At 49.4% G+C, this 20,151-nt stretch carries 17 protein-coding genes and 1 tRNA gene; 11 read left to right on the forward strand and 7 right to left on the reverse strand.

From position 1 onward, the window contains the following. Positions 1–2,019, forward strand: a complete 2,019-nt coding sequence (gene rpoD / locus RIC29_09235) for an RNA polymerase sigma factor RpoD (GenBank protein MEQ8735096.1) — start codon at positions 1–3, stop codon at positions 2,017–2,019. A gap of 19 nt (positions 2,020–2,038) precedes the next feature. Here the strand turns inward: rpoD and RIC29_09240 are convergent, their stop codons facing one another. Both RIC29_09240 and RIC29_09245 read right to left on the reverse strand, forming a co-directional pair. Further along, complete coding sequence (locus tag RIC29_09240) at positions 2,039–2,773, reverse strand: hypothetical protein (protein MEQ8735097.1); 735 nt, start codon at positions 2,771–2,773, stop codon at positions 2,039–2,041. Further along, the gene (locus tag RIC29_09245; protein ID MEQ8735098.1) at positions 2,770–3,594 is read right to left on the reverse strand and encodes an alpha/beta hydrolase; all 825 of its coding nucleotides are present in this window, start codon (positions 3,592–3,594) and stop codon (positions 2,770–2,772) included. Before RIC29_09245 ends, RIC29_09240 begins: the two co-directional genes overlap by 4 nt. Positions 3,595–3,921: 327 nt before the next feature. Between RIC29_09245 and RIC29_09250 the strand changes: the two genes are divergently transcribed. Continuing rightward, positions 3,922–3,998 (forward strand) — tRNA-Ile (locus RIC29_09250). A gap of 517 nt (positions 3,999–4,515) precedes the next feature. Here RIC29_09250 and RIC29_09255 read toward each other — a convergent pair. The 4 genes from RIC29_09255 to RIC29_09270 all read right to left on the reverse strand — a co-directional run bounded on the left by RIC29_09255 (position 4,516) and on the right by RIC29_09270 (position 9,290). Further along, on the reverse strand, positions 4,516–5,679 hold the full coding sequence (locus tag RIC29_09255) for an acyl-CoA dehydrogenase family protein (GenBank protein MEQ8735099.1): 1,164 nt from the start codon (positions 5,677–5,679) through the stop codon (positions 4,516–4,518). A gap of 1 nt (position 5,680) precedes the next feature. Continuing rightward, complete coding sequence (locus RIC29_09260) at positions 5,681–6,475, reverse strand: enoyl-CoA hydratase/isomerase family protein (protein ID MEQ8735100.1); 795 nt, start codon at positions 6,473–6,475, stop codon at positions 5,681–5,683. 196 nt (positions 6,476–6,671) lie between these two features. Further along, positions 6,672–8,231 carry a class I adenylate-forming enzyme family protein gene (locus tag RIC29_09265; GenBank protein MEQ8735101.1) on the reverse strand — a complete coding sequence of 520 codons (1,560 nt, stop codon included), beginning with the start codon at positions 8,229–8,231 and terminating at the stop codon, positions 6,672–6,674. Between the two features lie 27 nt (positions 8,232–8,258). Further along, positions 8,259–9,290, reverse strand: a complete 1,032-nt coding sequence (locus RIC29_09270; protein ID MEQ8735102.1) for an alpha/beta hydrolase — start codon at positions 9,288–9,290, stop codon at positions 8,259–8,261. Positions 9,291–9,550: 260 nt separating this feature from the next. Between RIC29_09270 and RIC29_09275 the strand changes: the two genes are divergently transcribed. Beyond that, positions 9,551–10,078, forward strand: coding sequence for a flavin reductase family protein (locus tag RIC29_09275; GenBank protein MEQ8735103.1), 528 nt, complete (start codon positions 9,551–9,553; stop codon positions 10,076–10,078). An 87-nt stretch (positions 10,079–10,165) separates the two neighbouring features. On the opposite strand, the gene RIC29_09280 is transcribed toward RIC29_09275, so the two are convergent. Beyond that, the gene (locus RIC29_09280) at positions 10,166–11,785 is read right to left on the reverse strand and encodes an ABC transporter substrate-binding protein (protein ID MEQ8735104.1); all 1,620 of its coding nucleotides are present in this window, start codon (positions 11,783–11,785) and stop codon (positions 10,166–10,168) included. A gap of 175 nt (positions 11,786–11,960) precedes the next feature. On the opposite strand from RIC29_09280, the gene RIC29_09285 reads away from it, so the two are divergent. From RIC29_09285 to RIC29_09320, 8 genes are all read left to right on the forward strand, one after another. Further along, positions 11,961–12,770 (forward strand): helix-turn-helix domain-containing protein, encoded by an 810-nt coding sequence (locus RIC29_09285; protein ID MEQ8735105.1) that lies wholly within the window; start codon positions 11,961–11,963, stop codon positions 12,768–12,770. A gap of 90 nt (positions 12,771–12,860) precedes the next feature. Next, positions 12,861–13,712: an alpha/beta fold hydrolase gene (locus RIC29_09290; protein MEQ8735106.1), complete on the forward strand. Its 852-nt coding sequence runs from the start codon at positions 12,861–12,863 to the stop codon at positions 13,710–13,712. 77 nt (positions 13,713–13,789) lie between these two features. Further along, on the forward strand, positions 13,790–14,710 hold the full coding sequence (locus RIC29_09295) for a hypothetical protein (protein ID MEQ8735107.1): 921 nt from the start codon (positions 13,790–13,792) through the stop codon (positions 14,708–14,710). Continuing rightward, a complete protein-coding gene (locus RIC29_09300; protein ID MEQ8735108.1) occupies positions 14,710–16,086 on the forward strand; it encodes an MmgE/PrpD family protein in 1,377 nt (458 codons plus the stop codon). Before RIC29_09295 ends, RIC29_09300 begins: the two co-directional genes overlap by 1 nt. Before the next feature lie 2 nt (positions 16,087–16,088). After that, on the forward strand, positions 16,089–16,898 hold the full coding sequence (locus tag RIC29_09305; protein ID MEQ8735109.1) for an alpha/beta hydrolase: 810 nt from the start codon (positions 16,089–16,091) through the stop codon (positions 16,896–16,898). A 130-nt stretch (positions 16,899–17,028) separates the two neighbouring features. After that, on the forward strand, positions 17,029–17,853 hold the full coding sequence (locus RIC29_09310) for an alpha/beta hydrolase (GenBank protein MEQ8735110.1): 825 nt from the start codon (positions 17,029–17,031) through the stop codon (positions 17,851–17,853). A gap of 190 nt (positions 17,854–18,043) precedes the next feature. Beyond that, positions 18,044–19,222 carry an FAD-dependent monooxygenase gene (locus RIC29_09315; GenBank protein MEQ8735111.1) on the forward strand — a complete coding sequence of 393 codons (1,179 nt, stop codon included), beginning with the start codon at positions 18,044–18,046 and terminating at the stop codon, positions 19,220–19,222. A gap of 47 nt (positions 19,223–19,269) precedes the next feature. Then, complete coding sequence (locus tag RIC29_09320; GenBank protein MEQ8735112.1) at positions 19,270–20,136, forward strand: NmrA family NAD(P)-binding protein; 867 nt, start codon at positions 19,270–19,272, stop codon at positions 20,134–20,136. The last annotated feature ends 15 nt before the right edge of the window (positions 20,137–20,151 follow it).

The following is a 20,151-nucleotide window of genomic DNA, read 5'->3' on the forward strand; positions in this document are numbered from 1 at the left end:
ATGGCGACTAAGGCCGCAGCCAAGACTGAGAAAAAGGAAGAACGGGAAGAAGGCGATAGCCCGCTTCTCGACTCCACCAACGCATCAGTCAAAAAACTGATTCAGAAAGCCAAAGAGAAAGGCTACATCACTTACGAAGAGCTCAATAGCGCTCTACCGTCTGAAGAGATGTCTTCTGAGCAAATCGAAGACACGATGTCGATGCTCTCGGAAATGGGCATTAACGTCGTCGAAGAAGACGAGCAAGAAGACGAGAACTCTGAGACAGAAGCCGAAAAAAAAGCCACCGAAGTTGTAGCCAGCGGCAATGTTGGTGAAAGCGATATCGGTCGCACGGATGATCCTGTTCGCATGTATCTGCGCGAGATGGGCTCTGTCGAGTTGTTGTCCCGTGAAGGCGAAATTGCGATTGCCAAACGCATCGAAGCTGGCAGGCAAATGATGATTGGCGGTATTTGCGAGAGCCCGATGACCATTCGTGCATTGCTGTCCTGGCACGATGCGTTGGTCGATGGCAAAATGCTGCTACGCGATATTATTGATCTCGATACTACCTATGGCGGTAACTCGGCCACAAACAATGCCAAAGTCAACCCAGCCGCGCCTGGCGCTTCAGTTGCAAAGCCGCCAGAATCGAATAATGACAACGCAAAGTCTAGCGGCTCTGATGATAAGGCTGATGAAGATGGCTCGGAAACGGAGTCTACCTCTGATAATTCAGACGACGACGACGATGACGACGACGAGGGTGCAGTATCTCTGGCCGCTATGGAAGCTGAATTGATGCCGAAGGTGGTCAGTGCCTTCGAAAAAATTTCCAGTGTCTATACTAAGATGAAGCGCGCGCAAGATCAGCGTTTGACGTCTCTCAATACTGGTGAAGAAATCGCCAAGACCGTTGAGAAGCGCTATCAGAAATACAAACAAGAACTGATTCAGATGATGGATGACATTCATCTGAACAATGCTCGTATTGATTATCTGGTCGAGCAGATGAACGACCTCAATAAATCTCTGATGATCATGGAAGGCCAACTTATGCAGTTGGCAACCAAGGCTAAGGTCAAGAGAGACCAGTTTATTGAGCAATACTACGGCAGTGAATTAGATCCGAAATGGCTTGCCCGGGTGCGCCGGTTAACCGGCAAAGGCTGGAAAGATTTTGGTGCCAAATACAAAACCGAAATTGAAGACTTGCGAACCGGCATCGCTGAGGTCTCGGAAATGGCAGGCTTGTCTATTTCTGAACTCCGCCGTGTCGTCTCTACCGTTCAAAAAGGCGAGCGCGAGGCCTCCAAAGCGAAGAAGGAAATGATTGAAGCCAACCTTCGTTTGGTGATTTCTATCGCTAAAAAGTACACAAACCGTGGCCTGCAGTTCCTCGATCTTATTCAAGAAGGCAACATTGGTCTGATGAAGGCCGTTGATAAGTTTGAATATCGTCGTGGGTACAAGTTTTCCACCTATGCCACGTGGTGGATTCGTCAAGCGATCACGCGTTCCATTGCGGATCAGGCGCGGACCATTCGTATTCCGGTCCATATGATTGAGACGATCAATAAACTCGTCAGAACGTCCCGCCAGATGCTGCACGAAATTGGCCGTGAGCCGACACCTGAAGAGCTTGCTGAAAAGCTGCAGATGCCGCTGGAGAAAGTGCGCAAGGTTCTCAAGATTGCAAAGGAACCAATCTCGCTTGAAACGCCAATTGGTGACGAAGAAGACAGCCATTTGGGCGACTTCATTGAAGATAAAAACGCCATACAGCCAATTGATTCGGCTATTCAGGGCAACCTGCGGGAAACCACGACACGCGTTCTTGCAAGCCTCACTCCTCGTGAGGAGCGGGTGCTCCGCATGCGTTTTGGCATCGGTATGAACACGGATCACACCCTGGAAGAAGTTGGTCAACAGTTCTCGGTTACACGTGAACGTATCCGGCAGATTGAAGCCAAAGCGCTGCGTAAGCTGAAGCATCCAAGTCGCTCGAGGAAACTTCGAAGTTTCCTCGACAACTAAAAGGTTGGAGCGGCCGGTGCTAGAAGCGCCGGCCAAGGCGCACACGGATTTCTTCGTCGGGGCTGGCCGCGGTCACACCGACCAGTAGAATGCCGTATACGGACCACTCACGTCCCAAACGAGCGCTTATGAAGGGACCTGTCTGGTGGACTTGGTCTTTCAAAGCTGGAATCTCCACAGTCGATCCGTAAGTGTTGTAGGATTCAATGCCGAGCGTTGTCACAGTTGAAGCAGCCCAGTCGATGCGGGCGCGTGTCTGTAACAACACACCCTTGCGTCTGCCGTTGCCTATATCTAAGGCGCCTTGCCCAATGAAACGAAGATATACGCCGTCAGAGAGCTGAACTTGATTGGCCCAGTTCACCGCAAATGAGCCATTCTCGTGTCTGTTATTGTAGCGGGCATCTATCCGAATGCCACTCTGCCAGGGCGCCGCATTATTTGTGATTTGCCATGTTAGCTCGACGCCGAGATGGTCGAGATAGAATGACGCACCCGACGCATGGCGCCCTTGTGCTGAAACGCGCCACAAGACCGAGTCGTTTACTGCGCGCTGGTAGTGGAGGCGGTGGACGGCGCGGTCTCCCTCGGGCACGAAGCCCAAACGGTATTCTGCCGAGATATGACCTTCATTGACGACCGGACTAAAAACACCCGCAACGCTCTGGGTCAGTGCCGTAACCGGCCAAAAAAAGCCGATGATAAGCGGTAGGGCAAGGCGGATATGTGACGGACGTAATACACCAAGGGTCATATAGGTTCCGCCAAAAACCCCCGCACGATGTCAGCCATCTCTTCGGTGTGCATGTCCAGGTGCCCATGAGTCCATCCCGGCAAGTCGTGGATGCGACCGTTCTTTAGAAAGGGCTTTGCCCTGGGTGTTTGCTCCCATAGATCATCTTCAGGATTTAGGATCAAAATTGGCTGATCGACCTCCGGCAGTGTTTTTGTCAGGTCATAGGCAAACGCGGCTCGGAAGCCCCAGTTGCCCGTTCGGAAATGACGTAAACGCTCAAGACTAACATCCTCATAACGCTCATCAGTCATATCCCGAAACATACCGCGACCGTTCTCGCGTAAGTTTTTAGCTGTGGAAGCCAACACCTCATGAAGCGGTGGCACGGCGTCGTAGATGCGTGTGCTGTAATCATCAATGATTGCCTGATCAAAAATCGGGGCCGAGATCATCACGACTTTTCGAATGCGCTCGGGATAGCGCATTGCTAGATCAGCCGATGTGAAAGAGCCTGTGTGGTAGCCCATAACATCCACGGTTTGCAGACCAACCGAGTCCATAAAACCAATCATTAAATCGCCCAGGTCACCGATGAGTGGAGGCTCACTTGGTGTGTCAGATCCACCGTAACCTGGTGTGTCAGGTGCGACACAAAACCTATCTTTTGCCATTTCGGCCAGCCAATAATCGTAAAGAATTCCTGACAAGGGGCTGGCATGCAAGCACATCAATGGCGTTTCTGAGGAGGTTTTATCTCCGGCGTAACGATAATGAATCTGCCCATAAGGCCCATCAGCATAAGCTTTGCGCACTGTCGTTAGCTGCCTGTCAGAAGGCATAAGAGTGTCTCCTTGGTTAGAGGCAAGAGCAGGCTTCGAAATCAACTCACTGACAGCCATGCCTGCACCGATTGCGGTGCTGGTAAGAAGGCTTGCCGCTATCCGCCGGCTCATAAGTCGATGTGTTTTTAGTGGTCGTCGCTGGCTCATATCAGATCTCACTTTGGGCTGATGGCGATGTTCCATATTACAGGGAAGACTTACTGATAAAGCCACTTTAGGTGGTCGGCGTTCGCCTGAAGGTGGTTTAGAAATAATCTGTACGCTTGACCTCGGCAAAGGTAACGCTACTTTGTCGCCGTCCGCGCTAATATGGCGGGGCAGGTGGGGCCCGTAGCTCAACTGGTTAGAGCCGGCCGCTCATAACGGTCTGGTTGCAGGTTCGAGTCCTGCCGGGCCCACCACTCCTTTTTGCTCGAACTCACCGCCAGAGAATTTCTGCCCCGGAATGGCGCAGAACTGGCCGGTTTTGGCTGTAACGGAGACGCTTGCAGACTTCGATTCTCTGCCGAATCGCCCCAAATCCCTAAAAGTCTCTGTGGCCGATTTCCTGCATCCAGAACGTTGAACGTTGCATGACGATAGAGCTAAATGATGCTGAGAATTTAGAGGGAGAAGCCCGGGACGCAGCGTTGCCCTTGCTGGTCTGTCGGAAACGGGCTCAGCCGTTTGAGGTGGTTTGTGGTGAGGTTCACCGTCCACATCGTTTTGTTGTCTTGAATCTCGAATCCATCTTAGAAACATATTTAAAGCAGGTGGGTGCGAATGGTCTCAGTTTTTCTTTCTGAATCATTACCATCGTTATGAGAGAGTATTGTCATGGGGAATCTAGATGATAGGAAATCTAGCTAATAAAGACCATTTTTTCTGTGATAATAGCTTAAAATAAATCTCGTTTACTCGAAATTGATGCCGCTGAAATCACGCTTTTGCTAATCCAGACCAGTTTACGATATTGTTTCTTTGAATGGACGAGGTGCCGCCGATGATGGGCATGAGTAAACTGTCCCGAACGTAGCGCTCTGTGTCGAACTCTTTAGAATAGCCATAAGCGCCAAGTATTGTCTGAGCTTCTTGGCAAACCAATTTACATTGCTCAGTCACAAACAACTTAGTCATAGAGGTCTCAACGCCAGCACGCATGTTATTGGTGGCCATCCAAGCCGCATTATAAAGCATTAGCCTGCTGGCATGCAGCGCCGTTTTCATGTCTGCCAGTTTATGTCGGATCGATTGATAGGTTGATACGGCTTTGCCGAACTGGATGCGGTCCTGGGCATAATTCCAGGCATCATCAAAGGCTGCCTGGCCGAGACCGAGCGCCATAGCCGCCACTTCTAGTTTTTCGACGTCCAAGCCAGGCCCGGCAATCATCTTCCATCCCTGGTTCCACCCGTCCGGTCCACCGAGAATGTGATCTTCTGGTACCTCCACATTATCGAGCGTGATATCAGTCGTTCCTGCGCCCTTAAAGCCCATCATATCCATGTGTTTTACTTCGAAGCCTGGCGCGCCTTTGGGTATGAGGACGATCGAAAGATTTTTGTAACGCTCACCATGAGGGTCTGAGTTGCAGACGGTATAGAGGTAATCGGCAATGCCACCACCGGTGCAAAACCGTTTAGACCCGTTGATGATGACTTTACCATCCGTGCGCTTGGCCGTAGTTTTTACGGATGCAACGTCGGAGCCAACATCTGGCTCAGTCCATCCATAAGCAAACATAATCTTCCCCTCAGCAACCTTTGGCAGAAGGTCTCGCTTCTGTTGATCAGATGCCGACTCTGTGAGGTTCATACCAGCGTAACAGGCACTCATAATGTACGGTACGGCGACAGCCATGGAGCGCTTTGACAATTCCTCGATGACCACCATACAGGCCAAAATGTCTCGACCCGCGCCACCATATACCTCTGGGACAACCAGAGACATCATTCCAGCCTCACCAAGGGCTTTAAACACTTGCTCTGGGAAATGATCATTCTTGTCCCACAGCCGCGCTTGTTCACGTGGCATATGTTTCGCCGTGAAACGGGCCAGTGAATCCCGAAGAAGTTGGATATGCTCTGGTTCTGTAAAATCCATTTTACTCGCCTGTAAAAGTAGGTTTCTCACGGTTGGCGAAGGCGGTGACTGCCGTGAGATGATCCTTCGACCTATTGGTGATGGTCTCATAGGCCAGGCTGGTATCGAGAATTGAATGAGCAAGCTGTTTCAGACCGATATTAATGGAAACCTTAGTGTATTTAATTGCCAGTAAAGCGCCTGCCAGCAGGTCGTCGCAAAAAACATCTACGGCTGCATCTAGCTCGCCTGTCGGCACTGCGTGATTAACCAGACCGATCTCCGCTGCTTTAGAGCCGGAGAGCCGTTTACCGGTCATGAGATATTCCTTTGCGCGAGCGTATCCGATTAACTGAGGCCATATCACGGCCCCGCCATCGCCTGCCACAAGGCCAACACTGACATGAGGATCAGAAATCACTGCATCTTCTGCAGCGAAGATGATGTCTGAGAAAAGGGCTATGGTACACCCAAGGCCGACTGCGGGACCGTTGATCTTTGCGACGATTGGTTTTTCGCAATCTAGCATCGAAAAAATAATGCGCTTGCCGTGTGCACGAACAATGTCAAATTCAGCGGTGTTTGCTGTCATGCTTTTGAGCCAACCGATATCGCCACCTGCTGAAAAAGCTTTTCCCGATCCTGTGATCATAACGACGTCTGACTCTTGATCGTCTTGAGCATCAATGAACACGCGAGAAAGTTCTTCGTGCATTTCACCATTCACGGCGTTGAGGGCCTCTGGGCGATTTAGGCTGAGTATTAGAACTCTGCCTCTACGCGTTACAGATATGGTCTTGTAGTCTTTAGGATTCATGGTGGCTCCGTGACGTTTCTTTTTAATTACTAGGCCAAGCTTGTCGATTTGTTCTCCATAGACACACTAGACGCTTCCTGGGCGAAGGGCACTTCAGATAAGTTTTTTTAATATTACCTCTATCAAGAGCTTAGATGCCGACTTTTATGGGAAGCCTGTATCATGAATGAAATGTTCGTTTTCTAAGTCGTACCTGTTAAATCTTTGTGCGGTTCTTAAGTTCCCTTTTGAGCACCTTGCCGGCTGGATTTCTCGGGAGCTCTGTTTCGAACATAACCTCTTTAGGAATTTTAAATCCTGCCAGCGATTGCGAGCAGTGCTTCTTAATCTCATTAGCGGTGACATTTGCTCCGTTCTGCAGAACGATATGTGCGACAAGCTTTTCACCCCATTGGGCATCCTCAACGCCAACGACAGCGGCTTCAGTGACACCAGACAGTTCTGAAATGACTTCTTCAATCTCTCTTGGGTACACGTTCAGGCCACCGGAAATGACCATATCCTTTTTGCGATCTACGATATAAATGTAGCCTTCGTCATCTTTGACAGCCATATCACCAACTGTAACCCAGTCTCCATAGAAGGCTTCGGCGGTCTCTTCGGGTCTGTTCCAGTATCCATTGAAGAGCGAGGGCCCGGTAGCAAAGAGCTCTCCTACTTCACCATTTTTGACTTCATTCCGATCTTCATCCAGGAGATTTACCGAGGTTGAAAAGAAAGGGTGCCCGACGCATTTCTGTTTTCTGAGTTGATCAGCTGGCCTGAGATTGGAAACTATCCCAGCTTCTGTAGAGCCATAACACTCAAACAGCTTGTCCGATCCGAAGTAGTCTACAATTCTCTCCTTTGAGGATTGTTGTAACGGGGCAGCATTGGAAATGATCGACCTTAGTTTGGTGCCGCGATACTTTTCCAAGGTCTTGTCGTCGAGGTTAAAAATCTTATGAAATTGAGAAGGTACAAGAAAGACGCCGGTCGCGTTTCCGTGGTGTAGCTTTTCGAGCGTGTGCTCAACATCGTACTGTCTGATGAATTCACCGGTGCCTCCAAAGAACAGGCTCGCATATAACATTGTGAAACCGGCTCCATGACACATAGGCGTCGTGCCAAGGAAATGATGGTCTGGACCATAGCACCCATATTCAACAGCCATTGCATAGATGTTAAGTGTTCGGGCGCGATGGGGCACAAGAACGCCCTTAGGTTTTCCTGTTGTGCCAGAGGTGTAGGGAATGGAAAACGTTGTCCATTCATCTGCAAGTGGTTTACGAGGGCGATCGGATGCTTGATCAATCCAAGCTTCAAATTCAGCGCCGAAGGTCATAATTTTGTGAAGCTTTGGCAGTGCATCTGCATTAATCAAATCCACAAGTTCAGGCTCGGTGAAAACGACTTGTGCCTCGCAGTCTAAGAGTATGTCATTTACTTCAATAGCGGTAAGGCTTGGGCTTGGAGTCGCAACTGCAACACCCAGATCAGAAATGCCTACCATTACTTCCATGAATTCGAAGCGGTTTCTTGCCAATATTGCAACGTGATCGCCAGGCCCTAAATTTAAGTCTTCAGCAGCGGCATTGATGATTTTGTTCATGCGACTGACAAACTCGCGGTAGGTTCTCACTTCGGAATCTATCATAAGGGCTGGTTTGTTTGGATTTCGAACCGCAGTCGACCGAACACCGTCCGAGATCAATAGTGAAATAAATGACGAAGGAGGCGATGCTGCTGCTCTATTTTGATGAAGGCGTGTTTGCATGTTTGAGATCCAAATACGTTTGGTGCGTTAGTTCTTGTGTCTGAAGTTATCTTCAGAAAGTTTAGAATATGATCTGCGAAATATGTGAGTCAGTGCGGCGACATCAGCAGGTACTTGTTTGACAAACTCTAGGTAATCTCTAGCGCTTTCCTTTGGATTCTCATAAGTAACATTGTGTCCAACGCCTTCGTATGTCACCGTTGTAACGGGCGCGTTTATCAATCGACTTTTGAATTCATCAACCTGACTCAAAGGTAAATTGCCGTTAGATTCACCCCACATCAGCAGGGTGGGGGAGCGTATCAAATTAAGTTCTTCAGTGGTGCGACCGATTGTGAATTGTCGATTGCGTTCTATCTCTGCTTCCCGTTGACCTTCAACCATATTGAAGCGGTACCACTGATCGACCACGTCATCGGAGATGCTCGCCGGATCGCCAGCAACGTTGCGCAATATATTCTCTACAATTGATTTCGGGGTGTAGTAGGCAAGAGCGTCAATCCACCAAGCCATCTCATAACGGTCGTCTGGTCCCCTAGTAGGGTTTTTGAGGCCACCAGAATTGATCAGCCCAAGACTTAAAATTCGATCGGGGTTAGCTGCAGTATATTTGTAAGCGATCATTCCGCCAATTGAAGTCCCAGCTATGTGAAATTTTTCGAGGTTTAGCCGGTCGGCAAGCTGTTCCAGCAACCAAACGGCACGTTCATTTGTGTAGTCACCAGTTGGATCAACACCAGTTAAGCCGTGGCTTGTCAGGTCAAACCGCACAACGCGATGGTTCTGCAGAAGGGTTGGCATCCAGAAGTCCCATTGAAACAGGCTTCCCCAATGTCCGTGAATAAGAACAATCGTTGTACCATCACCTTCGTCACGATAGTGGATCCGAACGTCGTCAATCATCATGAATTGTGATGGCGGCTTACCATAATCCGCTTCCAGAACTTCAACTGGTATGTCGCGATAAATCCAAAGTGTTGCAAGTAGACCGGCAACACAAATTGCTGCGGTAACGCCAGTCAGATACTTGAGGGCCCTCAGCAGCGCAGAGAATTTCATATAGTAGGGTTTTCCTGCTTGTGGTGCCGGTTAATGGACGATTATTCGCTTACTAAATTTGATTACGAAAGTAGAAAGCAACAGAATTATCCCCACAATTGGCAATCCCGTTTTCGCACGCATTACGTGCGTATGCTGCGTTGTGTCTGGAGATTGTGTTTGATTTGCCCAAAGTTAGAGAGACGTGATGATCAAGTTTTTCATACCGCAAGGTCGATACGAACAGGGAGTAGCTGCTTTCTTCACAAGCAAAAATTGATATGCCGAATGCACCGAGAAATGAAACCAAATCCAATACTGCGGACTCATTTAGATTGGCAATGCGCGGTCTTGCAAAGTCCGTCGTGCTCATCTCGAGCGTAGATAAAAACGGGCAACGCCACGTGATGGCAGCAACCGCAGTAACACCAGTAAGTATGGCACCGCCTTCCATGCTTTTCTGTATCAACCGTGATGCATCATCCTATCCAGCGCTCAAGGAGGGAGCCGATTTTTGCATAAATGTTTTGGCCAGAGATCATTTGTTGCTGGCTCATGTCTGCAGTGTTGGCGCAAAGGGCGAAGCGCGTTTTGATCAAGGCGCGTGGACTCAAGACGAATTTGGCGTTCCTTATCTTGATGATGCACAATCATCAATAATTTGTGAGCAAGATCTTTGTCAGTCGTATGGTTCTCATGATATTTTTATTGGCCTCGTGAGAGATATTCATTTCGGCCATGAAATAGAGCCGCTGGTTTACGCAAACGGCGTATATGATCGGCTCGTTGGCGAAGCGCTTGTTGTGTGATGTTTAGGATTAATTGTTGAACACACATAAGTGATTAATGAGTATTCTTGTAACTTCCAACATTATGTAATTGCGAAAAAAGATCGTTTATGGCTGAAATGCCATATCCTCAAATTTCAGGCCGCGTGATCCCATTTTGACGTTTGTAAGTTTAGGGTTGGACGCAGTGATTTGAGCCGTGTTGGTAAGCCAGATGGCTGGCGCTAATTCACGCATAGCCGACATGATCTGTTGAAGCGTAGCATCTCTTATTTCTGGGTCAGCTTGTGTCCGGCTTAAGCGGATGTCGTCAGCCAATGCTTCATCACAGAAAAACGGCTTTGGCCGAAGGCAGGAAAAGTATTCCAATGCCCTACCAACATCGCGCATCGGTTCATTATTCCAGAGCAACGAGAACGCATCGTACTCACCCCAGTCATTGCTAGTAAAGCGCCGTAAGAATTCTGCTCCGGGTAGAGCTCTGACTTCCGCTGAAATGCCGACTGCGTTTAAGTCCTGGGCAACTTTCTGGTAAGCTAATTCTTGTCCCGATCCGGCAGCGCTCAAGACACCTATCGTCAGCGGAAAGCCAAGCGGATATCCAGCTTTAACGAGAAGCTCGCGTGCGGTAGAGGGATCATAAGGATAGGGTGTTAAGTCAGGGTTGAAGCCGACTGTTCCGCGAACAGCTCCTTGACTTGCCGCTTCAACGAATCCCCCAAAGATATGTTTTGCGATGCTCGGTCGATCAACAGCAAAGTTAAGAGCTTGACGCACCAAAGCTGAGTTCAATGGAGACGATCCCCGCGTCGCATTCGGGAGTGCAACCGATAACACCTGCGAACGCGAATGTACCTGCACGTTAAAGCCAGCGTTCTGCAATCCCTCGTACGAGTCGGAATTGAGGTTGTCGATGAGGTCTAAATCACCAGACAGTAAGGCTTGTTCCCGTGAAACGTTATTAGGCACCTCAGTCAGAATCAGAGTCTTTATTGCAGGTGCTGATGATATAGAATTTATTGACGCTTCTAGGGTGGCAGAGTTGTTGCCACGGCCCCATTGAACCAATGCATAGGGACCTGTGCCGACTGGTGCCTGAGCATAATTCTCTGGCCCAAGTTCGGTCCAAAGCTTTGGTTCGATCATCATGATAAGGCTGAGGCGACGCGGTAAGATAGCATCCGGCTCGATGGTGACGATTTCTACGTCATGGTCCGAGAGGGCATGAACGCTATCAATATTCTTGACCTCAGTGGCCAAAAGGTAACGAGCAGCTTCTGCACTTTTCAAATAATTAATTGTCGTTGTAACGGATTGGGCATCAAAAGGAGCACCATTATGGAAAAGCACATCACGACGCAAGCTAAACACCCATCGTTTCGGCTCTGTTTGTTCCCATTTCACCGCTAAAGACGGAGCGACAGTCCCATCTTCAGAGATCTCAGTCAGGGGGTCGAAAATGCTTGCCCAGAAATGTCCAGATGGAAGCCCCATAGCTGTATAAGGATTGCCAAGAGAGGGCGGTAGCTCAGCGATGCCCACGTGCAAAATGTCCGGCTTAGCAAAGCTAGGTCCAGTGCTCCAAAGGCCGAATAGTAGAAAGGTACTTGAGAGAATAAGTAGCCTTTTCCGCTTCTGCTGAAGCCAGAATAGCTTGAGGCCATTACACCGGGCCTGGACTTTCTGAGTTCCAAAGTCGGTGTCGAATTTTATTGTATTTTGTGACATGGGGCCTCTTGTCGGTCAGTCGGTGTAAAAGAATGAAAACATGCGATCCCTCTGCCTGCTACAAGCTAACTTTTCGATGGCACGCATTGCGTGCTTTAATGGTGGCTGGTCTTGTGAAACGATTATTTAGCGTCACTCTAAACACATCCCATAAACCGAAGTGAACTCATCAGATATGGAGCAAAAAAGAATAGTACAAGCTTTTGATCGGGGTCTGGACGTCTTGGTCTATTTGAACACGCACGATGGCGCGTCCATCGGTGAAGTGGCCAGTGCCACAGGAATTAACCGTGGGATTGTTTATCGCCTCTTGGAAACGCTTCGCAAGAAGAACTACGTCACAAAAAAGGCTGAGTCCCCTAAGTATTGGCTCACAAATGCTGTGCGTAATCTGGCAGATGGCTTCAATGATGAGGAATGGGTTGAGACAATTGCCAAACCGGTGGTGAATGCACTTGGTCGAGATTTGATGTGGCCAATATCGCTGACCACATTGTCGGGTAATTCCATGCTGGTGAGAGTTTCGTCAGACTCACAAAGCCCTCTGGTTTTGAATCGGTATTCCAGAGGATTTAGGTTTTCTATACCTCAGTCAGCGTCAGGACTTTCCTATCTAGCGTTTAGCACGCAGCAGCAACGTGCTTCGTTAATTGAAGTGCTGCTAAGATTGTTGGATGACCCCGATGATTTGTCCATCTTGAGTTCTGCGAATTTATCCTCGCGTCTTGATAAAATCCGCAGCCAGGGATACGCGTCTGTTCGAGGTCAGTTGGCCAACACAGGTGCTATTTCAGTTCCGATTAGATTCGGAGACATAATGTTTGGAGCGTTATCTCTTCGGTATTTTCAATCAGCTCTGAGTCCTGCGAAAGCGGCAACACAATTTTATCAGCCCCTGACCGACAGCGCCGATAATATTGCCGAATCACTTGTTGGAGTTGATCAGCACAGCATCACGAGTTCTAAAAAGAGCGACCAGCGATGAGCGAGTGCTTCGTTGAGATTAAGTCCTGCTGCCGGGTTCACCTTGCCAGCTCAGCTGCAACTCATAAGTTTTTTTTACAGAGGATAATCCATGCTTGACAACGCAGACCTTATGATTCCTGGCCCCGATGGGAGAATCTCCGTTCGAACACGCGGTATGGGCGACAATAACGGCAACGTTGTTGTGCTCGTCCAGGGTGCCAATGTTTCGGGGCAGGCCGGGTATGATTTCAAGTTTGATGGCGGCGCAGATTATTCGTTTATGGATGGCCTGTCAGCGCGCGGAATTGGCTCTGTTACATTTTCTATTCGCGGATATGAAAAATCAGAATTAAAAAGTGCTCCGCTATCTGTACAAACAGAGCAAGCCATTGAAGATCTCGCCGCCGTTGTCAATTGGCTGAATTCAGAAGGCATAAAAAAACCGCACCTTCTTGGTTGGTCTTGGGGAGGTAGAATCTCTGGGCGCTATGTTGAAAGCAATCCGGATCGCATAGACCGGCTTGTGCTGCTGGACCCTGCCTTGGGGGGCGGTCAATTGGTTCTTCCTCATCCGACAGAGGAATGGTGGGATAATACCTACGACTACTTCTTCAACCGTTTGGAAGAAGAATACACCGAGTTACAAGCCCGTAAGGCGTTTGCCGCCCTTGTTTCGTCTACTGAACCAAAGGCACCAAATGGCATTCGGCAGGAAAATGCTAACGGAAGCATACCCACTAATCCGGCGGCCATAACACGCCCCACAATGCTGCTGTATGGTGATGCCGCGGGCGCAGCAAACTATATGCATGGCAGCCAGCGGCGTGGTGATTTCTTTGAAAGTCTAGGCACTCAAGATAAATCACTGATGGTCATTCCAGGGGCTGGCGATTATGCGCACATTCAGAATCCGCGTATTCGTTTCCAGAAGGCAGTTGCTGACTTTCTGACAGTGTTTTAAGCACGGCATCAAGTGAATCAGCTTGGTTCAGTTACACAAGAAAATTACCAATACAGAACGAGTTAAATAGGTAACACATGACCCTCGTCGATATTGAAAATAAGGCAGGTCTGTGCCGCATCACATGCGGCTGGAAAAAACCTGAATTACCAATTGACTGGGTGCGGCGTTACTGGCGCGACGTGCACAGTCCTGCTATCGCGCGGCGCGCTGGACTCTATGATTACCGCCACTATCAATATGACCCCGTACGTAAAGATGTATTGGCTCCGATTGTGAGCGTTGAATTTGCTGCCCCCCCTCTCGAACAGCTGATGTGGACGTCGGATGTTCGCTATAGAGACGAGGCGGCTTTAGCGCTTTTCGATAAGTCGCCTGAGGGTAAAGCGAAATCCGATATCCTTGGTGATATTGATATTATTGTGGATCAGAGCACCACTTACCGTGCTGTAAATGGAAATGCGTTTACCTATGTAGACGAGACAGGCATCGCTATGCCGCAGGGGCCATGTGCCGCGCCGACATTCGCGCTCTTCATTCGCAGCAAATCGAGCGAAGAAGAGTTCCGGTCTTGCCTGCGCCAAATTGCAGAAAGCTGGTCAAAAATAACGGGTGTTCTCCGTCTCCGGCTTAGCTTGTTTGACGCGCCCGATATGGAGAAAGAGCGTCAGGCGGGTTACCCGGTTAAGACTCATCCCGTGGAACGGCAATATCAAGCCTGTATAGAGATCGCTTTGGACACTGAAGCGCGTGGTAAGACATTGGTCTGCGACGATGATGGGATTGATTATGCGTCTCACATCTCGGTTATTCACGCTTACCCCGTACGTGTCATCTACACCAGCAACTACAACGGAAAACCGACATTGGTGGGCCTGCGTGGATATCCTGCTTACGAAGCTTTGACCGCTCTAGATGCCGAAAACCAGCGGCAAACAAGCCTGTTGGAGTGGATGTATGGCGATATTGCTAAAAACGGAACGGCAGAGGGCTCCTAATGCTAGACAGATCAGTATCAGAGAGATTGATTGATTTCGCCTTTGAATGGAAAGAGCGTGGGGTTCCCGAGGATGTGACGCACGAAGCTAAGCGGCTTCTTCTTAATCAACTCAAAGCGTCGGTCGGCGCAACCCAAACTGAAACCGTTAGAATTCTTCATGAGTCTATCGCGCCACCTCGGCCAGATCAAAAACTTGCACACGTTCTTTGGCTGGGGACTCAAACCACCCAAGAAGACGCCGCACTGGTTAACGGTGCTCTCTATGAAGTCCTTGATTTCCACGACACCTATATCCCTTGCTACATGCATGCCACATCGGCGGTTTTACCAGCAGTTATGGCTGCCGCTGAAGGGAGGAGTAAAAGTGGCAAAGAGGTCATTGAAGCGCTCGCGTTGGGCATGGAAATTGAATTGGCCATCGCGACGATACTCATGCCGACGGCCTATTTTCGTGGCTACGTCCCAGCAGGTTTGACAGGCAGTGTCGGAGCTGCGGCGGCCTGCAGTATCTTGGCAGGATTGAGCAAGGAACAGATGCGTAACGCGATCGGCATCGCCATGTGCACGGCATTCGGGCTGTATGTCTCTGTTGGCAGTATGACGCTCTCCTACATCACCGGAGCAACCGCACGATCCGGCTTGACGGCTTTCAGTCTTGCAGAGAAGGGGTTCGACGCACCGAAGACGGCCTTTGAAGGCGACAAGGGTATGTTGGTGACTCACTCCGATGAAGATGTGAAAAAAATTGATGAGGTGCTTGGCACATTAGGTCAGAGTTGGCGCATTCATGGTCAAACTTACAAAGTCATACCAACTGAAACCATTACCCATGGACCAGTTGAGTTAGTCCTAGACGTTCTGCCAAGGGCCAAAGGCCGTGACGTCGAGAGTCTCGAGTTTGCAGTGTGTCCGATCGTCAAAGAAATTTGCGACGAGCGGATGGAGCGGTTTGGTGATCCCGACAGTGAATTGACCGCAAGGTTTGATCTTTGCTTTTGCGCTGCAGCTGCCTGGCAGCGTGGCCGGTTCACCTTGGATGAAATGCGGGAACCAGCCTACACAGATAAAGATATTCTTGATCTGCGATCACGGACGCGTCTCGTAAAGGATGAAACGCGCGAGACCTTTGAAGGCTGTTCTTTGACCGTTAGATTTACGGACGGGACCACCGAAACCGCAAACGTCGATGCATTTTTGGGCAGCCCAGGCAGTCGCATGACAGACGAGCAGCTTTCTGATCTGTTCCGCATGTCTTCAGCTGATGTTTTACCTCAGGGCCGTGCGGATCAAATTTTAGATGCGGTTTGGACCCTCGAAGACGCTGACAGTATCTCTAACCTCATATCGCTTCTGACTCTCAAGCAGACGGTGTGAAAATGACAACTGTTACCCTAAGCCAGGGCGAGACCTTCTGGTATAAGAAGACCGGATCAGGTCCACCTTTACTCCACATCCATGGCTCAGCCTTTGGTCACCGTAACTTTGAAAAGCTCACCCCGCGTGTTGCAGAAAAGTTTGAAGTGATTGACTTTGACCTACCTGGATACGGCCAAAGCGTTGGGGCGTCCAGGCCAGGCGGTATGGAGGGTCTCGCGGAGCAGGTGTATGAGTTTATCCTTCGGACTGGCTATGAGCGGGTAAACTTACACGGCACATCATTTGGGGCCATGATCGGTTTTTGCCTTGCCGCACATCATCCCGAAGTGATTGATCATCTCATTCTGAGTTGTTTCCTCGCGAGATATGATAACGCGGCCCGCATGATGCGCGGAACCTGGAAGCGTGCGGCGCGAGACAGCGGTATGGAAGCTGTCGCTGACTTAACATCAGTTGCTGGATTCGCCCGCAGTTTCTACGATCTTGATGGTGCACGAGCACAACTGCAATCCATGCGCGATGCCTTTAACAATACTGACCCTGAGGCATTCATCGCCGGCACCGAAACCATTGAGAAGACTGACCTTAGTCATCTGACTTCGAAGATATCAGCGCCTACGCTCCTGCTCGCGGGTGATGAAGACAATATGACTCCCTTCAGTCCCTCCGAGAGCGGTGTTGGAATGTCTAATATTTCCGAGGGCCTCAAGACCTGTGAAACCAAAATACTAGATCAATGTGGGCACTATCTCGTCATTGAGCAGCCTGAATTGGCGGCAAAATACATTGCTGACTTCATCAATAGATAGAGGTTGGTCGGAAGATGGCAGAAATAGCAAAAGAGGCAGAGCTGCCATTTCATTGTAGCGGCAAAGGTTGGTGGATTTGGTCCGCGCTTCATTTCTATCTGGCCTCACGTGCCATTGAGCGTGAGTTGAAATGACCAGAACGTCTGCTCTTAGAAAGTCCTATGTTGATGGCCTCTATGGCCAAGTACATATGTTAACTGGTGGGCAAGAGCGGGCTTCCAAACCGCCCTTATATATGCTTCATGCCACTGCATATTCAGGCCGAACGTTTTCTCCATTGATGGAAAAGCTTTCTGACAATCGGATTGTGCATGCACCGGACACACCCGGATATGGTGGCTCAGACCGTCCGTCTGAACTTCCAGACCTTGGCGGCTATGCTGAAGCATTTATTGACCTCGTATCCAAGACAACCAATTCGGAGTCTGGTCCCGTTGATGTTCTTGGATATCACACAGGTGTTTTTATTGCGCTTGAGGTAGCTGCTCAACGCCCTGAGTTGTTTCGATCTGTAATCCTCATTGGCGTGCCACATTATCTCGGAGCAGAGAGAGAAGAGCGGAGGGCGGTGCTGGCTGAGAAAACCAAATTGACGGAAGACTTTGAACAGTTCAGAGCGCGTTGGGAGTACTTTATTCGCGACCGCACACCAGGCTTATCTTTGTCACGAGCCTTTGAATGTTTCGTTGACGAATTACGCGCTTATCCTAATCAATGGTGGGCGCATGAAGCCTTATTTACTTATGACACTGTTTCCAGCTTAGAGCGGGTTGATTGCCCTGTTTTGATATTAAATCCGAACAACCCGCTTTCTGGTCCGTCCAGGGCTGCTGCAAAAATACTCAAAAATGTCGAGTTCATTGAACTCCCGACATTGTCAGGTGCGATTTTTGACCTCGGAGTTGAACAAATTACCGAACGCGTGGAAGACTTCTTGAATCGGCAAGATCGTTAAAGCGCGCTTGGCCATTGTTTTGTTAAACACAAAACACAGAGATAATCGTTCACGGTGCACGCATTGCGCGCTTTCTATGCATGACAACTTGTCTGCATTTCTGCGTGTGAAATAGGTTTTTGTTCTAACCAAAGCGAATAAGTCTCATAAATCAAGCTGTTGCTGACGCATTGAAACCCGGAGTTTTCACTTGCCACTTAACAAGATAGGGACTCGCTTAATTATTGCTGGTGCGGGTATTGGCGGTCTGGCAGCGGCTTTATCCTGTCAAAAGATCGGGCGGCAGGTTCGTATTTTCGAGCGTGCAAAGACGCTCGGTGAAATTGGCGCAGGCATCATGCTCACGCCCAATTCGGTTAAATGCTTAGAATACTTGGGCGTTGGTGAAGCATTGGCGGCGGCTGCGATCGAACCTTCAGAGTCAATCTATCGTAAATTCGATACTGCTGAAGTTATTATGCGCGCTGGGGTGAAAGACAGAATGCGCGACACTTATGGTGCCGGTTACTACCTGATCCACAGAGCTGATTTGCACTCTATTCTGATGCAGGCTGTGCTGGCTTATGACCCTGAAGCTATATGTCCGGGTTACGGGGTTACCGGAATAGATCAGAGTGATGAGAGTGTTGCTGTGCGCTTTGAAAATGGGGAGTCCGTTTCCGGCCATCTCCTAATTGGCTGTGACGGCATTCACTCTCAGGTGCGCGCGAGTTTGTTTGGTAAGAGCAATGCGCAGTACACCGGGCAATCTGCCTGGCGCGGCATGGTCCCAACTGAAGGACTGCCTGAATCTGTGATTGAGCCAAGCATGATCTCCTGGATTGGTGAGGACAAGCACATCATACAATACCCTGTCCGGCAGGGACGCTTGATCAATTATGTTGCGATTGTAGCCCTTGAAGATTGGGCAGAAGAAGGTTGGAATAGAGCTGCGCCTGTTGAGGAGGTCATTGCGCAGTTTGCTGAGTGGCACCCAGATATCTTGCAACTTATTTCCTCCACGCCGTTAAAGGATTGTTACAAGTGGGGACTGTTCGTTCGAGAACCTTTGAAATCTTGGACTGTCGGTCGTGTAACGTTGCTTGGCGATGCCGCGCATCCGACACTCCCATTTGCTGCGCAAGGTTCCGCGATGGCGATCGAAGATGCTGTTGTATTAGGTCGTGCATTGGCTGACCAAGATAATGACGAACGTGCGCTAAAAGTTTATCAAAACACACGCCTTTCGCGCACCACGTGGCTTGTCGAGCATGCTCGACAAGCCACGAAACTATATCAACGTGTTCACGGAGATAAGTCTAAAGAGCGAGCTGCGAGTGTAGAAGAGATTTACAGCTACGATGCGATTCAATGTCCTCTCGCAGCATAATCTTGTCGGCGCAGGTATGACACCAAACCTAAGTTAGGAACATAATTATGGTTACATTGGTATTCGGCGGAACCGGTAAAGTAGGTTCGGCGGCGGTTAGGCGTTTGGTCGAGAAGGGCCGAACCGTTCGTGTGTTTACACACTCTCCAGACAAACTCTCGATTCTTCCATCTGGTGTCGAGGCTGCGCAAGGTGATCTCGATAAACCTGAGACTATCCCGGCAGCCTTTGACGGCGTTGATGAGGTGATGCTCATCTTAGCGGTTAATCCGGCAGAGCAAGCGCGGGGCTTGGCCGTGGTAGAGGCAGCTAAAGCTGCCGGTGTTAAAAGATTGGCCTTTTTGTCTCTGGTGCATGGGCCAGGAACAGAGAAGGTGCCCTTCTACCAAAGCAAGCTTGCAATCGAAGCGGCGTTCAAACAGTCGGGCATGGCGTGGGCCATTGTCAGGTCGAGCAGCTTTTTTCAGTCGGATGCTGGTTTGAAATCAGAAATTGTTGATCAAGGTGTGTTTAGCGCACCAATTGGATCGGTGGGCGTTAATCGCATAGATACGCGCGATGTTGGGTATGCGATGGCAGAAGCGTTGACCAAAGAGCCTTTTGAAACAGGTGAATTTCGTGTTTTTGGACCGGACTCTCTTACTGGCGATAGCATTGCTGAAATCTATTCAAAACTCCTCGGAAAACCGATCCGCTACTATGGAGATGACCTTGATCAATGGGCGGAATTTAAAAAGGGTACATTTCCTCCGTGGTCGTTGAATGCGCTGCGTCACATGTATGCTGCGACTCAACAAACGGGAATGAAACCCGAAGAAGGCGAGGCAAAAAGCAGTCTATTGCCAGATGAATTAATTACCTTCGAAAAGTTTGCGCGCGAGCTTATGAGCACGGGTACGATATCCGTTAAATGATCTGGTTATTTAGTA

The organism is Rhodospirillaceae bacterium (assembly GCA_040219235.1).
In the GTDB taxonomy this organism is placed as follows: Bacteria; Pseudomonadota; Alphaproteobacteria; order Rhodospirillales; family Rhodospirillaceae; genus WLXB01.

What these genes read in the sequence shown, in the direction of transcription:
- RIC29_09245 (MEQ8735098.1), bottom strand. Translation starts at nt 3,594, where the DNA reads ATGCCTTCTGACAGGCAGCTAACGACAGTGCGCAAAGCTTATGCTGAT.
- RIC29_09240 (MEQ8735097.1), bottom strand. Translation starts at nt 2,773, where the DNA reads ATGACCCTTGGTGTATTACGTCCGTCACATATCCGCCTTGCCCTACCG.
- RIC29_09270 (MEQ8735102.1), bottom strand. Translation starts at nt 9,290, where the DNA reads ATGAAATTCTCTGCGCTGCTGAGGGCCCTCAAGTATCTGACTGGCGTT.
- rpoD (MEQ8735096.1), top strand. Translation starts at nt 1, where the DNA reads ATGGCGACTAAGGCCGCAGCCAAGACTGAGAAAAAGGAAGAACGGGAA.
- RIC29_09265 (MEQ8735101.1), bottom strand. Translation starts at nt 8,231, where the DNA reads ATGCAAACACGCCTTCATCAAAATAGAGCAGCAGCATCGCCTCCTTCG.
- RIC29_09280 (MEQ8735104.1), bottom strand. Translation starts at nt 11,785, where the DNA reads ATGTCACAAAATACAATAAAATTCGACACCGACTTTGGAACTCAGAAA.
- RIC29_09310 (MEQ8735110.1), top strand. Translation starts at nt 17,029, where the DNA reads ATGACCAGAACGTCTGCTCTTAGAAAGTCCTATGTTGATGGCCTCTAT.
- RIC29_09305 (MEQ8735109.1), top strand. Translation starts at nt 16,089, where the DNA reads ATGACAACTGTTACCCTAAGCCAGGGCGAGACCTTCTGGTATAAGAAG.
- RIC29_09295 (MEQ8735107.1), top strand. Translation starts at nt 13,790, where the DNA reads ATGACCCTCGTCGATATTGAAAATAAGGCAGGTCTGTGCCGCATCACA.
- RIC29_09320 (MEQ8735112.1), top strand. Translation starts at nt 19,270, where the DNA reads ATGGTTACATTGGTATTCGGCGGAACCGGTAAAGTAGGTTCGGCGGCG.
- RIC29_09260 (MEQ8735100.1), bottom strand. Translation starts at nt 6,475, where the DNA reads ATGAATCCTAAAGACTACAAGACCATATCTGTAACGCGTAGAGGCAGA.
- RIC29_09285 (MEQ8735105.1), top strand. Translation starts at nt 11,961, where the DNA reads ATGGAGCAAAAAAGAATAGTACAAGCTTTTGATCGGGGTCTGGACGTC.
- RIC29_09300 (MEQ8735108.1), top strand. Translation starts at nt 14,710, where the DNA reads ATGCTAGACAGATCAGTATCAGAGAGATTGATTGATTTCGCCTTTGAA.
- RIC29_09255 (MEQ8735099.1), bottom strand. Translation starts at nt 5,679, where the DNA reads ATGGATTTTACAGAACCAGAGCATATCCAACTTCTTCGGGATTCACTG.
- RIC29_09290 (MEQ8735106.1), top strand. Translation starts at nt 12,861, where the DNA reads ATGCTTGACAACGCAGACCTTATGATTCCTGGCCCCGATGGGAGAATC.
- RIC29_09275 (MEQ8735103.1), top strand. Translation starts at nt 9,551, where the DNA reads ATGCCGAATGCACCGAGAAATGAAACCAAATCCAATACTGCGGACTCA.